The organism is Belnapia sp., from assembly GCF_059504005.1.
Genome location: NZ_JCACHU010000174.1, coordinates 1 through 14,701 on the forward strand (window position 1 = coordinate 1; position 14,701 = coordinate 14,701).

The following is a 14,701-nucleotide window of genomic DNA, read 5'->3' on the forward strand; positions in this document are numbered from 1 at the left end:
CCGGATCGCACATCCCAACCGGATAGGGAATCCTCTGTCTCGGTCAGAACACTAGGTGGAAGCCTAGGCGTGCGCCTATGTCGAAGCCCGTCGAGCGCGTCGAAGTCATCACCGGTCGGGAGCGCCGGAGGCGCTACACTGCCGAGGGTCGGAGGCACTGCCTCCGACGGCCGGCTGGTCGAGGAGACGACCCGGCTTGGCATGATGGTCTCGGCCGTCGCCCGGCTCCATGGGTTGATCTCCTCTGGAGCTCAACCTCCCAGCCTCCTGCTCGGATGGAGGCGGCGCCTGGCCGAGGGTGGCCTCGAGGCTGTCAGAGCGGACGAGGACGTGGTCCCGGCCAGCCGGGTCCATGAGCTCGAGGCGAAGGTCCGCGAGCTGCAACGCCTGCTCGGCCGCAAGACGATAGAGGCCGAGATCCTCCGTGAGGCGCTAGACCAGACCCGCCAAAAACTCGCGTTGCGCTTGCCGTCGCTACCACCGGTCGGTTCCCGGTGAAGACCGTGGCCGACACCCTCGGCGTGGCGCGGTCGAACCTGGTGGATCAGCTCCGGCATCCCGAGCGGCGCCGCCGCGGCCCGTACCAGCGAGCCGGGGACGACGACCTCCTGGCCGAGATCCGCGCCATCACCGACGCGCGGCCGACCTACGGCTACCGCCGTGTCGCAGCCCTGCTGAACTGCACTAGGCGGGCCTCCGGCGAGCCGCCGATCAACCGCAAGCGCGTCCTCCGGCTCATGCGTCAGGCCTCCCCGACCCCCTACAGCCGCACACCAATAGGCGGCCGATCCGTGCCCACGAGGGCACCGTCGTTGCCCCGGCCTCGAATCAGCGCTGGGCCTCCGATGGCTTCGAGATCCCCTGCTGGAACGGCTAGGTGGTTCGCGTCGCCTTCGCCATCGACACCCATGACCGCGAGGTCATGGCCTGGGTCGCCACGATCGGCGCCGGGATCAGCGGCGAGATGATGCGCCACATGATGCTGGAGTGTGTTGAGCGTCGGTTCAACGCCGTCCGCGCTCCAAAGCCTGTCCAGTGGCTCGCCGACAACCGCTCGGCCTACACCGCAGGCGAGACGGCGGACGTCGCCACCGCGCTCAACCTCGTCGCTTGCTTCACACCAATCCGCAGCCCCGAGAGCAACGGTGTCTGCGAGGCTTTCGTCAAAACCATCAAGCGCGACTACGTCCGGGTGAACCCCCGCCCAGATGCCCTCTCTGTCCTCCAGCAGCTACCCGCCTCGTTCAACGACTACAACGCAGTCCACACCCACAGCGGCTTGCGCATGTTCTCGCCGCGTGAGTTCATTACCCACCAGTCAACCGCCCAAGCTGCGTGTCCGGTCTAACAGGGTGCACTCCAGCCCGCTTGTTCAAGTGACGGCACGGCTGCACGGCTGGTTCTGTGCCTCTCCCTGGCTGACCGCCTGAGGGATTTGCTGGCATGCTTCCAGGCCGAGCTGCAGGACAGCTACCCGGAAACGGTGCTGCGGACCCTGCAGCGGCGGCTGAAGCAGTAGCGAGGCGATGCGGCGCGCCAGCTGGTGTTTGGGGCCAGATCTGAGGCCATGGCTGAGAGCGGTGATGAGGCAACGGGTGTAGCGGATGAGGCAACTGGATCCTGCTCGTGAGCATTCCGGATGAGGCAATACGGGCTCGCATCCAGATCGTCGCGCTACAGGGATCGGCTCACCTTGCTACTCTTGAGGAAAGAGGTTTAGAGCAGACTCTCCCCTCACACCATCGGACTCAGCACAAGTTTTACCAGGGCCCATTGGCCTCTGTGCAAAATCGTAATTCAGTCCCATTTTCGATGCTTTGACCTGGACACCACCGTTGCAGCTAAGATATGGTGCTCTCGTGAGGCGCAACAGTATGGCGCGTAGCGACGCGGCCTGATGTGCGCAAATCGGCGGCCGTCAGTAGGAGGGGCCAGTCATTCCGTTGGAATCCCACAACGCTTCGAAATCGAAGCGAATAATGTTGGTTTTCGGCACACGGCCTGAGGCCGTAAAAATGGCCCCTATCGTGCGCCGGTTGGCCGAAACGCCAGAATTTGTTCCGCTGGTCTGCGTTACCGCACAGCATCGCCAGATGCTGGACCAAATCCTTGAGGTTTTTGGTATAAGACCAGATTACGATCTTGATATCATGCGTAATGCGCAAGGCTTGACCTACATTACGACGGCGGCATTGGAGGGCTTGGCGGGGGTATACGCCACAGCCAAGCCAGACCGCGTGCTAGTGCAAGGCGACACCACGACTACATTCGCGGCAGCGCTCGCCGCCTTCTATGCTCGCGTGCCGGTCGGGCATGTTGAGGCGGGGCTGCGCACTTGGAACATGTACTCTCCTTGGCCGGAGGAGATGAACCGAAAGCTCACTACCGGGATCGCTGACCTGCACTTCGCGCCGACCACAACCTCCCGCGACAACCTGCTACGCGAGGGCGTCGATCCGGCCCGGGTCCACGTTACCGGCAATACTGGAACGGACGCGCTTTTCGATGCACTCGCCATCCTCGATGCCAATGCTGAACGCCGGGCTCAGCTGGACGCACTGTTGCCCCGCCTCAATCCAGCACACCGCATCGTGTTGGTCACAGGCCATCGGCGTGAGAATATCGACGGGGGTCTTGAGCGTGTCGCTCGGGGCTTGCGTGTTCTCGCAGACCGCGGCGGCTTGGAGGTGGTTTACCCCGTGCACCTTAACCCAGTGGTGCGGCAGGTCGCGCGGGAAACACTCGGGGACCATCCGAATATCCACTTGATCGAGCCGCTTGATTACCTTCCATTCGTCAATCTGATGCGCCGCTCCGATCTGATTGTGACCGATTCCGGCGGTGTGCAGGAGGAGGCACCCTCCCTCGGTAAGCCGGTGTTGGTCACCCGTGACACGACGGAACGGCCCGAGGCAGTCGAGGCCGGGACGGTCGAGCTGGTTGGCACCAGCACCGAGCGCCTAGTCGATCGCGCTGTCCGGTTGCTCGACGATCCAGATGCGTATGCGGCGATGAGCTTTGCCCACAACCCCTACGGCGACGGTCAAGCCGCCGCCCGCATCATCAAGGCGCTCCTGCATGCATAGCTTCACCCGCATCTCCGTCATCGGCCTGGGCTACATTGGTCTGCCGACCGCCGCCGTGTTCGCTGAGAACGGGATCGAGGTGGTTGGCGTGGATACGAACCCACGCGTAGTAGAGACCATTAACAAAGGACAACCGCACTTCGGTGAGCCGAACCTCGACGCTCTAGTGCGCCGGGTAGTGGAGAACGGCAAGCTGCGCGCGGCGGCTATGCCGGAACCTGCAGACGCCGTGATCATCGCCGTGCCCACACCGCTCAACGGCCACGGCGAGAGCGCGCGGCCCGACATTGGCTACGTTGAGGCTGCTACCCGTGCTGTTGCGCCCCTGCTGTCTGCCGGCACGTTGGTGATCGTCGAGAGCACCGTGCCTGTCGGCACCACCGAGCATGTAGCCACAATTCTAGCGGAGATGCGCCCGGATCTCACTTTTCCGCAGCAGGCCGGCGAGATGGCGCAGGTGCAAGTGGCTCACTGCCCTGAGCGTGTGTTGCCTGGTCGCATCCTGCACGAGGTGGTCAACAACCCCCGGGTCATCGGCGGCATGACCCGCAAATGCGCCCAGCGTGCTGCAAGCCTCTACAAGATCGTGGTGCAGGGGGAATGCCGCGTCACCAATGCACGCACGGCCGAGCTGGCGAAGCTGACTGAGAACGCCTACCGTGACGTCAACATTGCATTTGCCAATGAAATGTCCATTATCTGCGACAGGCTCCGCATCAATGTGTGGGAGCTGATCGCAATGGCAAACCTGCATCCGCGCGTGAATATTCTCAGTCCCGGGCCTGGCGTCGGCGGGCACTGTATCGCAGTGGATCCATGGTTCATCGTTGCAACAAATCCGAACGAAACAAATCTGATTCGCCAGGCGCGTTTGATCAACGATGCGAAGCCCGGCTTCGTCTGTGCCAAAGTGCGTGAGCGCGCGGCAGAGTTGAAGCATCCCGTCATCGCCTGCCTTGGCCTGTCATACAAGAAGGACGTGGACGATCTTCGCGAGAGCCCAGCCGTCGAGATCGTTGCTCGCCTGGCGAAAGAGCGAGTAGGCGAGTTGCTGGTGGTGGAGCCACACATCTCCATCTTGCCTGCCGAACTCTCCGAGCTCGACTTAAAGCTGGAAGACTTCGACCGCGCTATGGAACGCGCGAACCTCGTCCTGCTGCTGGTTGATCATATGAGCTTCATGCAGCTGGATCGTGACTTGCTGAAGGATAAGTTTGTCATCGACACCCGGGGCGCTTGGTAAGGCTGCGAACGGACGGGCGGCCATGCTGATCCAACACGTCTTCGACCACTCTTTGCCACTGCAGAGCGGCTACGTGTATCGCAGTCTCGGCATCCTCGGTGCGCAACGCGCGATGGGCTGGGAAACGGTGCATTTGACCACACCGCGGCACAACGCGGGCGAGCCGTCCGTCGAAATGGTGGACGGGTGGGAGTTTCACCGTACGCCGAAGCCGACGGGACTACTCGCCGGCAAGCCGGTGGCACGCGAGGTGCTGGAGATGCGCGCTGTTGAGCGTCGTCTCGATGAGGTTATCGCGCGGCGCCGGCCGGACATCGTGCATGCGCATTCGCCGGTGCTGGCCGGGCTCCCGGCACTTCGGGCGGCGCGTCGGGCGAGGCTGCCCTTCGTCTACGAGGTGCGCGCGCTGTGGGAGGACGCGGCGGTCGACCTCGGCACTTCACGAGCTGGTGGCCTCCGGTACCGGGCAACGCGGGCATTGGAAACTCGCGTGCTTCGACGCGCTGACGCTGTGGCAACCCTTTGCGATGGAATGCGGCGCGAACTTGCTGCGCGTGGTGTGTCCGAGGACCGACTAATAGTGATACCAAATGCTGTAGACATTGGCGCCTTCTCCAGCGCACGGGAACGGGATCCAGCGCTGGTTCGCGACCTGGGATTGGACGGACGCTTAGTGCTCGGTTTCATCGGCTCCTTCTATCACTACGAAGGCCTCGACCTGCTTATCCAAGCGTTGCCGACCATCCGGGCCGCGAGGCCTGAGGCGGCCGTGCTGCTGGTCGGTGGCGGTCCGGAAGCGGCGCGGCTGGAGGATCTGGTTCGGCAACTGGGCCTCGAGGAAGCCGTTCGCTCGATCGGACGCATCCCCCATAACCAGGTGCGAGCTTACTACGACTTGGTGGATCTGCTGGTTTATCCGCGCCGCCGCATGCGGCTGACCGACCTTGTCACGCCACTGAAGCCGTTAGAAGCTATGGCCGAGCGCAGACTGGTAGTTGCCTCCGACGTAGGGGGGCACCAGGAGCTGATCCGCGACGGCGAGACCGGGTACCTATTCGCCGCTGACGACGCTGAGGCGCTGGCGCGGCGCGTTCTAGCTGCGGTGAACGATGTCCACCGGCATCCAGCGATACGGGAGGCTGGTCGACGCTTCGTGGAAACGGAACGGAACTGGGCAGCCAGCGCGGCCCATTACCGGCCAGTTTATGAGCGGTTGCTAGCGCCGCGACGCGACTGACGACAGCACGCTTATGGGTGATGGAGCCAGTATACGACGAGGCTTGATAGTTCGCGTATTGCCCAGGCCGAGAGGCGTAGCGCCTCAGCGTGCGGCAGGAGCGGGTGGATTGAGAAGCACCAGGGACTGTATGTGCCTGCGAAGGCGGTGGGCGCCGCGATCAGCTCCAGACCTGCTGCGCAAACGGAAAACACCGCCTGTGGCATGTGCCAAGCATGGGTCACGCCGAGCTCGCGCTTGATCCCGAGCGGGCGGAGAACGTAATTACCCAATCCCTCTCTGACTTCTGGGGCGTAGCGGTCAGGCCGTGACAGTCGTCAGCATCGTATCGAATACGCGTACCCTGTACTGACCTGCTGGACTTGCTCCGCTTTAGTGGAGGGGCATTGGGTCAGGTAACGGCCATTTTCTCGAACTGTGTGGGGCTTGTGCAGTCGAGCGCGGAATGGCGCCGGATGGGGTTGTAGAAGCCATCGATGGTGCGGCCGATGGCAGCCGTGGCGCTGGCACGCGTCTCGAAGGCGGTGCGCCGGACGAGGTCTGATGTCAGCGTCTTGAAGAATGTCTCGACCATGGCGTCGTCGAAGCAGTTTCCCCGCCCGGACAGGGAGATCAGGATGCCAAGGGCCTCGAGCTCGGCTTGGTAGTCCTGGGAACAAGCTTGCGACCCGCGGTCCGAATGGTGGATCAGCCCCGCTGCCGGGCGGCGCATGACAACCGCTTGCCGTAGCGCCGCCAAGGCTGGATCGCGGTGCAGCCTATCGCTGGTCGACCAGCCCACGACGCGGCGGGCGAACAGGTCGATGACGACGGCAAGGTGCAGCCAGCCCTCCTTTGTCCAGATGTAGGAGATGTCGGCTCCCCATGTCTCATCCGGGCCTGCCGCGGTGACATCCTGATCGAGCAGGTTCGGTGCCACTGGCCAAGCATGGTGGCTGTCGGTTGTCCGCTTGAACCGCCGCTTCTGCCGCGCCCTGGGTCCATTCTCCCGCATCAGGCGCGCCGTCCGGCGGCGGCCCACGGTCAAGCTGTCGTCACGCAACTCGCGCGTCATGCCTGGGCTGCCGTAGGTGCCGTTGCACAGCGCCAAGGCCGACCGGACAGGCGCCAGCAGCACCCTGTTCTCGTGTTGGCGGCAACAGGTTGGGCGCCGCTTCCCGGCGAAGTAGCCGCTTTGACTGACGCCAAGGACGCGGCACCGGCGGTGCACGGGGAACTCGTTCTTCGCCTCGTCAACGAGCCTGAAGCTCATCGACTTCCCTCCCGGGCAAACAAAGCGGTGGCGCGCTTCAGGATGTCCCGCTCCTGGCGAAGGATCTCGTTCTCCCGCCGCAGCCGCTTCAGCTCCGCCGCCACGTCCGGCGCTGTCGATCCGCCAGGCGCTTCCGCCGCGCGATCCCGGCTGCGGCCGAGCCCGCGCACCAGCGTCGAAAGCCCTACCCCGAGATCCTCCGCGAGCTCCCGCCCGGTTCGCTCGCTCGTCCGAACCAGCCCAACCGCCTCGTCCTCAAACGCCTTCGTAAACCGTCGCTGTTGCTTCATGACGGTCCTCTTGCGTCATCGGGACCTCTCCACTTCTCCGAGGCAAGTCCACGCGGAGTTGTATCGTTTAGCTGTTGCGCAGCGCAGGAGGCAGAGCCGCTGAGACGACGGTGAGCAGACTCTGATGCGCGGGTTGGTTACCGCATTCCCATGTGTTCGTCCGGGGCTACCTCGATCTGCCAGCGGGCGTCGACAGTTGTCGGCCACACAGTTCGCTCGAGGGTTCCCCTGCCGGGGCCCTGCCCCCAGCGCTGCGCAACAGGATGTGCTGTTCGGGTTTGGACCGGCCTCCTTTGGTGGTGGTGCCGCTGTTTGTGGCGGTCGATCAGCCGGTGCACTGCGGTTCTACTGCACGACCAATCGCCCACTAAAAGGCGGCCATCTCGCGTGCGATCGCGGTCACGACGATGCCCTGCCGTTTGCCGGCTGCCATGAGCTTGCGATAGCGGCTGCAGAGGCGGAGTTGGGCCTTCCAGGCGATGTCGCATACCGCCTTGGGCAGATTGGCTTGCCGCTCTTGCAGCAGCCGGCTCTTGCGGGCTGGAAAGCGGTAGGTCCAGGCGCCCTCGATCAGGACGCGCCGCGCCCGACTGTTGCCGGCCTTGGTGATGCCACCACGCCGGACCCGCTCTCCGGTCGAACTTTCGGAGGGGACCAGACCGAGATAGGCCATCAGTTGTCGAGGGGTCTCGAAGCGGCGCACGTCGCCGCTTTCCGCCACGAAGGTAACCGCGGTGAGGAGGGCGACACCGCGCATGGCCTGGTAGGCCGCGATCACAGGTGCCATGGACCAGGAGGGCACCAGCTCAGCGACCTGCTTGCTCAGCCGCTCCAATCGGTCTTCAGCATCCGCGATGGCCTGCCGGTATTCTGCCAGCACAAGATACCCGGCCGGGTGCTCGAACTGCAGCTCGCACAGCCATCGCGTGTGTGCCCGGCTCCAGGAGCTGCGACCGCTGAACACCCGGCCATGGCGAAGCAGGAAGGATTGCAGATGCTGGCGCTTCGCGCGCAAGTCCTCCATCGCTGTCTCGCACGCACGCACCAGCTCACGGATGGCCTCATGTCCCGGGTCCGGAACCCAAACCGGCGTGAGCTCGCCGGCACGGTGCAGCTTGGCCAGGGTCAGCGCATCCCGCCGGTTGGTCTTGACCCGCTCGCCCGGGCGCTTCGGGATCAGCGACGGCGCAACGACAACGCAGTCGTGGCCAAGTGCGGTGATTTGGCGCTGCAGCCCGTAACCGGTCGGACCGTTGACGGCAGTGCCGTCAACCATAGGCAAAGAACAGCCGCTTGTGCCGCTCGGCCAACTTGCGGACCAGACGCTCGACCGCCTCGGAGGTGCTGGCGATGTCGCCAAAGAAACGCACCTCGCCGTCGCGTCCTGCCGCAGCCAGCGCGACAGAGATCGTCAGCTTCGAGGTATCCAGGCCGACATAGACTTCGCTACCGTCCCGCATGGCTCGTCCCCTATGCATGAGGCTCTACGCTGGCCCATCCAGCGCAACCCTCGCTCGTCGCATATTGCGGGACGAGCCACCGCTGCGACGACGAACATACAGTCTGCATAAAGCTTTGATGCACGCTTCGGAATCTGTTGGAAAACTGGCATGCCACCCTTGGTGAGATTTGAACTCTATGACGAAGCGTCGATACCCAGCACCTGCCGGAACAGCGTGAGTTGGCCCGCCGTCGTTTCATCCCAGCCGAAGCCTTCCGCATAGCGCCGGGTTGCCGCCCGTTCGGGCGGATTGGCCAGCAGCCGTCGCACGCCCTCGGCGATCGCCGCTGAGGTCAGCGCATCCACTACTAGGCCTGCCTCCGGCGCCGTCACCGCCTCGCGGCTGCCCCAAGCCGGGCTTGCCACAACGGGGGTGCCGCAAGCCATCGCCTCCAGTAGGACGTTCGCCCAGCCCTCGCGGCTCGAAGCCAGCACCAGCGCATCCGCCGCACTGTAATAAAGCGGCAGCCGCGCATGGGGCTGCGCCCCGAGGAAGCGCACCCGCTCCGCCACGCCGAGGCGCGCGGCGAGCGCCTGCAGGGTCATGCGCTCCGGCCCCTCGCCTACGATGAGTAGTCGGTGTTCGGGCAAGTCGCGCAGTGCCTCGACGACTAGGTGATGGCCCTTGCGCTCGATCAGAAACCCGACTGACAGCAACGTCTGCTCGGGGCCTATCCCAAGCGCCGCCCGGGCACCGGCGCGATCGGGCTCGGGGCGGAAGGCCTGTAGGTCGACCCCGTTGCGGAGCACGGTCACTTTCTCTGCCGGCGCGCCAAGCGCGACCAAACCTTCCTTCAATCCGGCGCTCACGGCGATAAGGCCGTCGGCATTCCGGAGCGCGTTCTGAATCAGCCGGCGTGGCACAGCATAGCGGGGCAACAGGCTGGTATCCGAGCCCCGCGCAGTGATCACGACCGGCTTGCGGAACCGTCGACCCAACCAAACCGCGGCGACACCATCTGGATAAAGATAGTGTGCGTCAATTACATCGAAGACGAGGCCCTTGCGCATCAGCCGTGTGAGTGCGACGGCGGCGGCGCCATAAAGCACGAAGGGCGAGACTGACATACCAATGGCAGGAATGGCAGGGAAACGCGGGTGGTGCACGGCAATCCCATGCCGTTGCTCGCATCGCGGTGCTGCCGCATGCCGCGCCCATTCGCCAAACAGTGCAGCGCGGCTGGGGAACCACGGCACCGGCGCGAGGACTGTGCTTTCAGCCTCACCGGTGGCCAGAAGGTGGCGCAGCCGGTTTTCGACGAACACGCCATGATTGGGGCGCGCCGCGTTGGGATAAAGGGTGCTGAAGGTCAGTAGCTGTAGCACTGGCACCGCGCCAGGAGTTGCGATGGGGCGCATCGATCCGACGAGGGCGGTCATCAAATAGTTTCTCCACCGTGTTTGCAGCCGGCTCCGGCCAACTTCCCTGGTGTTCCTTCATGGTGAAAGGCCACCAGAAGCGGTCGTGGTCCGGAGGTACGGACCGGCAGCTCCAAAGCGCAAGCCAGCCAACGCCGAAAATCATGATGAGGAAGTAGAGGCTGTCCATCCAAAGAGCTCCATGGACGCATGACTGCTTTCATTTTAACGTTCCGGCCGCTGTCGCCGAGGATTTTGCAAGCGCACCACCCTGTCGCCATTGCATAGCAGCAGCTGTGTTAAAGGGAGCACGCTTGTGCTGCAACTCGCCGACAGCCAGCGTATGCGCACCGGCAATTGCGACCAACAGGGTCCAGTAAAAATCCCAATAACTCAGCGACAGAAAAGTGCCACCCACCAAATATGCAACGATTGAAACCTGTGCCATACGGCCGAAGTCGTAAGCCCAGGCGAGCTCTGGCCGATTGCGGGCCAGCCGCGTCAAGCGGATCGTATAAGCTGCTCCGGCAATAGTCAGGCCAAGCCAAACGCAAAAGCTTGGGAAGCCGTGCTCGCCCAGAAACTCGAACCAGATACTGTGGACGGCGCGCGCTGGTGCCAGCGGAGCCACACGATCCATCACTTCCCGTGTATAGGGACCCATAAAGCCGGAGCCAATCATCGGCCGGTCCAAAGCAAGCTTGAGAGCGCTTGACCACATCGTAAGTCGGTCGCTGGCTGAGCTATCCTCCTGATAGGTGCCGATTGTCTCCATGCGCTGCCCCCAGCCATCCGGCATGAAGGCTATTGCCGCAGCAACGCAAACGGCCAGGACGAGACCTGAAGCGACTTTACGGCGGGTGCGCAACCACATAACGCCGGTTGCGGCGAGGAGACCAAGCAACGCCCCGCGGGAGTAGCTAGCGACTACGGCGAGGAGCGTCAGCGTCATCACAGCAGCCAAGCTCAAGCGCACAAAGGCATGCTGTGATTGCATACGCAGATAGTTCATTAAAGGCAGCGTCACCAGCATGGCTACCGCGAGATGGTTGTTGTCCTCGATCATGGTCAGCTCGGGCCCATAAACCCGGTACTGACCACCGGTTAAAATTGTGAAGATGCCGCCGCGCACGCTGTAATATCCAATGGAGATGACCATAATCCATACCAGCGCGTGCAACCGTCGACGTTCAGTCAGTAATGCAGCGGTCAGCAGCAGCGCTAGCAACGCCTTTTCAACCCGACTCCACTTAGCCCAGACCTCGGCGGGTGGGGCCAAGGCAAACAAGGAGGTTAGTGTGAGGCTCGCCATCAGCGCCAGCATGAGTGCAGTCACCCAATTCAATACAAAACGCCGCGGCTCGCCCCCCAACACGCAGCCTACGATCGTCGCGCAAAACACCACTGCTGCCCAAGGTTGCTCAACCCCGATACCGTAAAGCTGCCGGTGCGGATTCATAAAGGAAATCCAGGACCATAGCAGCACTCCAACGAAAGGGCGTACCATGGCCAGAAGCAGCAATGCTGGCATCGCAGCGATAAAAACGGCGTCCCGCACCCGATGAGGTTCCTTTCCATTCCTAAGATTTGTAGGCTGCACCAGCGTTAAATCGGCATGTGATACGCTGCTTTACCGTCATTGCTTTCAGAGGTAATTTTCCCTCACCAGGATGAACATACAGTGATCGCCTCACTTCGCAAAATACTGAAACAGCCCCGCTCGGGCCGCCGGTAATAAGACGACAGATTTAAGAACATACAGGTCAGCACTTACCCGATAGAGGTTGTGAGTCGGCCTGCCGTAAGAATACCCATCCAGGTTCTATAGAAAAGATTGATCCGCATTCAGCTGATGGCGCTCGGTTTTATGTGGATCCAATCTTGGTAGTACGAAATATCGTCGACGAGCGGCTTCACGGTGTCCAAGCTTTTGGCGCATGAGCCGATATATGCTATGCTGCCATATAACATGTCCAGCATTGGTTGGAGTTTGCTGATACGGGCCAGGTGAATTTTTATTAAACTGGGTGGCGCTTGTCTGTCCATCGCAGCGCCTCCATGCCCTAGACCAGATGTCCGCCTGAGATAGGGGCGACCCGTCTCACAGTATGCAGGTTGCGAGGGTTGCGCCGGATAGTCCAGCACCGAGCCTCATGCATAGGGGGGACGGGTCATGGAGAAGCCTATCACCTATATCGGCCTTGACGTGCACAAGGAGACGATTGCGGTGGCCTTGGCCGAGGTGGGTAAGCGGGGCGAAGTCAGGGAGTACGGCACCATCGCCAACACCCCGACGGCGCTGAAGGCCTTGGCGAGCAAGCTGGCGAAGTCCGGCTCGGCGCTGCGCTTCTGCTATGAGGCCGGACCGTGCGGCTACGGGATCCAGCGTCAACTGAGCGCGGCGGGACATGACTGCGTCGTGGTTGCGCCCTCGCTGATCCCGCGCAAGCCGGGTGACCGGATCAAGACCGACCGGCGGGATGCAGCCAAGCTGGCGAGGTTGCACCGGGTGGGAAGAGCTGACCCCGGTCTGGGTGTCAGACCCGGCACCTGAGGCCGTCCGCGACCTGGTGCGGGCACGTCAGGCAGCCGTGCGTGCCCTCCGGCAGGCTCGCCAGCAACTATCTGGCTTTCTGCTACGGCAGGGCCATGTCAATGCTGAGATGGAATTGGTTCTCCCGCACTTCCCGTGCTGCCGTTGCTGGATCATGCGGCCTGTAGGACGCGTGCGCGGAGGAGCTCGAAGCCTGCACGGCCGTACATTGTCCGTTTGATCATCTTGATCCGGCAGATCTGGCCTTCGGCCGGACTAGTGGTCCACGGCAGATCGAGCGCGGCCCGCACGGCGGCGATGTCCCGGCGCAGCTCGGTGACGAAGGCGGCGAGCGGCGTAGACGCCGCGTCGGCCAGCACGTCATCGAGCGCCTCATCGCTGTGCCGCGGCAGCACCTGGACGAGCCGCCTGGCGACGGCAATCGCGGTGGAAAGAACTGGCACCTCCTCCAGCAGCCGCGCGGCGAACAGCCGATCGGGCGCGGACAGCGTGCTGGCGGCGGCCATCAGCAGCCGGGCGACGCGACGGCCGGAGGGCGGCCGCCAGGGTTGGCCATCCGCCATGACTGGCGCCCTGCCGGGGCTGTGCCTAGCCCGGCGCCGCTGCGTCGTCCAGGCCCGCACGATGGCAGGCCGGCCGGGGAAGCCCAGCGCGGCGAGTTCGCGCCACAGCTGGGCCGCGTTGCAGCAGCCCGTTGCCCAGCGCCGCTCCAGGTGCTCGCGGTAGGGATCAAGTAGGCTGCCACGAGGTGGCCTGCGCCAGGTCGGCATGGCACCCGCGTGGAGCCATTGCCGGAGTGTCTTGCGATCGGCATCGACCTGCCGGGAGATGGCACTGATCGAAGCGCCGGCCGCATGCAGCCGCACCGCCTCGTCGAAGCGGGCCTGCCGGCGTGCCCGCCTCGCCTCGGCCCCGCGGGCCTCCGGGTTCGGCGGAGCCACGATCGGGGTGCTCTGGGGATCCTCGGCTGCCAACTGCGCCTTGACCTCGTGGCCGATGCGCTGGACCGCGGCATGGTGGCGGTCGGTGACGGCATGGATGGCGTCACCGAGGTTCCGCAGCAGGTGCCAGCGGTCGGTGACCTGGACGGCATTGGGCGCACCTTGGCGCGCGCCGTCGGCGTAGACCCCGGCCCGGTCTCGGGCGACGATCTCGACGCCGGGGTTGGCCCGCAGCCACGTGGACAGGCTCTCGGCCCGTCGGTCCGGCAGCAGGTCGACAACCCGGTTGCGCTCGAGATCGACCAGGACCGTCTCGTAGCGATGACCGCGACGCCAGGCCCACTCGTCCACCGCCAGCACCCGTACTGCTGGCCTGGGTTCCAGCGTGGCGCCCGCACGCCGCACCATCCGCAGCAGCGTGTCGGCGCTGGCGGGCATGGCCAGCCGCGCCGCGAGGCGGGTGCCAGCCTCGCCGCCAGCGGCGAGGCCGAGATGGCGCTGCAGGTCGCCCAGCCGCTCGGTCCGGCGCGCCGCGGGCGGAGCGATGTCGGCGAGCCGTTCGGCGAAGGTCACCCGTGGACAGGCTGGCTGCAGGCATCGGAAACGCCGGGCCCGTAGGTGCAGCCGCACCGGACGTCCTTGCCAGGGCAGGTCGTTCAGGATGCGGTCGTACTGGCTGTGGACCCGCCGGGTGGGGGCGGCGCAGGTCGGGCAAGCCGCCCAGGGCTGGCGCGGGGTGACGAGGATGGCGAGATAGTCGGGGGAGGGCAGGATGTGCTGGACAGCAGCCCTGCCGGAATGAGCGGCAGGAGGCGCTTGGACAAGAACTGTACTTCAAAGGAGGAAAGGGTTCCTCCTATGTGCTCATCCTGCAGCGGAACGACGACCCGCAGCACGGGAAGTGCGGGAGAACCAATTTTCAGCCAGCACTTCTGGGGAGTATTCATCCAGCCGCTACAGGCCAGCACTACAGCCGACCGGCCTGAACTCTGATGCACCGACGCTGGCTGGCCGGGCTGCGCTTCGCGCAAGCAGCCCACCACCTCGTCCTGGAGGATTACATCGCGGCGGTCGAGGCGGCCACGGCGCGGCGCGATCGCCTGGAGGCCCATATCGCGGCAGCGTTGCCGGACTGGTCCTTGGCACCGGCAGTGCGGGCGCTACAGGCCCTGCGCGGCATAGCGCTGGTAGCGGCAGCGACACTGGTCGCCGAGCTTGGCGACATCACCCGCTTCACC

Annotated in this window: 6 protein-coding genes and 5 pseudogenes; 6 read left to right on the forward strand and 5 right to left on the reverse strand. The window is 64.1% G+C overall.

The genetic code is table 11. The annotated features are described in order from the left end of the window. Positions 1-77: 77 nt before the first annotated feature. The 4 genes and pseudogenes from AC5JJ1_RS27570 to AC5JJ1_RS27585 all read left to right on the forward strand — a co-directional run bounded on the left by AC5JJ1_RS27570 (position 78) and on the right by AC5JJ1_RS27585 (position 5,566). Positions 78-1,348 (forward strand): annotated as a pseudogene (locus AC5JJ1_RS27570) (IS3 family transposase). Between the two features lie 631 nt (positions 1,349-1,979). Continuing rightward, positions 1,980-3,086: a non-hydrolyzing UDP-N-acetylglucosamine 2-epimerase gene (gene wecB / locus AC5JJ1_RS27575; RefSeq protein ID WP_495788327.1), complete on the forward strand. Its 1,107-nt coding sequence runs from the start codon at positions 1,980-1,982 to the stop codon at positions 3,084-3,086. Next, positions 3,079-4,329: a UDP-N-acetyl-D-mannosamine dehydrogenase gene (gene wecC, locus AC5JJ1_RS27580; protein ID WP_495788328.1), complete on the forward strand. Its 1,251-nt coding sequence runs from the start codon at positions 3,079-3,081 to the stop codon at positions 4,327-4,329. The genes wecB and wecC overlap by 8 nt, the downstream gene beginning before the upstream one ends. A 22-nt stretch (positions 4,330-4,351) precedes the next feature. Next, positions 4,352-5,566, forward strand: coding sequence for a TIGR04063 family PEP-CTERM/XrtA system glycosyltransferase (locus tag AC5JJ1_RS27585; protein ID WP_495788329.1), 1,215 nt, complete (start codon positions 4,352-4,354; stop codon positions 5,564-5,566). A 391-nt stretch (positions 5,567-5,957) separates the two neighbouring features. On the opposite strand, the gene AC5JJ1_RS27590 is transcribed toward AC5JJ1_RS27585, so the two are convergent. From AC5JJ1_RS27590 to AC5JJ1_RS27605, 4 genes and pseudogenes are all read right to left on the reverse strand, one after another. Next, a protein-coding gene (locus AC5JJ1_RS27590; protein ID WP_495788330.1) for an IS3 family transposase occupies positions 5,958-7,108 on the reverse strand; the annotation gives its coding sequence in 2 pieces (ribosomal slippage) (positions 5,958-6,835 and positions 6,835-7,108; 1,152 coding nt in all). 367 nt (positions 7,109-7,475) lie between these two features. Then, positions 7,476-8,568: pseudogene (locus AC5JJ1_RS27595) on the reverse strand (IS110 family RNA-guided transposase). 176 nt (positions 8,569-8,744) lie between these two features. Beyond that, positions 8,745-9,989, reverse strand: coding sequence for a glycosyltransferase family 4 protein (locus tag AC5JJ1_RS27600; RefSeq protein WP_495788331.1), 1,245 nt, complete (start codon positions 9,987-9,989; stop codon positions 8,745-8,747). Between the two features lie 199 nt (positions 9,990-10,188). Further along, positions 10,189-11,526, reverse strand: coding sequence for a putative O-glycosylation ligase, exosortase A system-associated (locus AC5JJ1_RS27605; RefSeq protein ID WP_495788332.1), 1,338 nt, complete (start codon positions 11,524-11,526; stop codon positions 10,189-10,191). Positions 11,527-12,141: 615 nt separating this feature from the next. Between AC5JJ1_RS27605 and AC5JJ1_RS27610 the strand changes: the two are divergent. After that, positions 12,142-12,616 (forward strand): annotated as a pseudogene (locus AC5JJ1_RS27610) (IS110 family transposase); the annotation flags it as partial. A gap of 58 nt (positions 12,617-12,674) precedes the next feature. Here AC5JJ1_RS27610 and AC5JJ1_RS27615 read toward each other — a convergent pair. Then, positions 12,675-14,287 (reverse strand): annotated as a pseudogene (locus AC5JJ1_RS27615) (ISL3 family transposase). A gap of 135 nt (positions 14,288-14,422) precedes the next feature. Between AC5JJ1_RS27615 and AC5JJ1_RS27620 the strand changes: the two are divergent. After that, a pseudogene (locus tag AC5JJ1_RS27620) lies at positions 14,423-14,701 on the forward strand (IS110 family transposase); the annotation flags it as partial.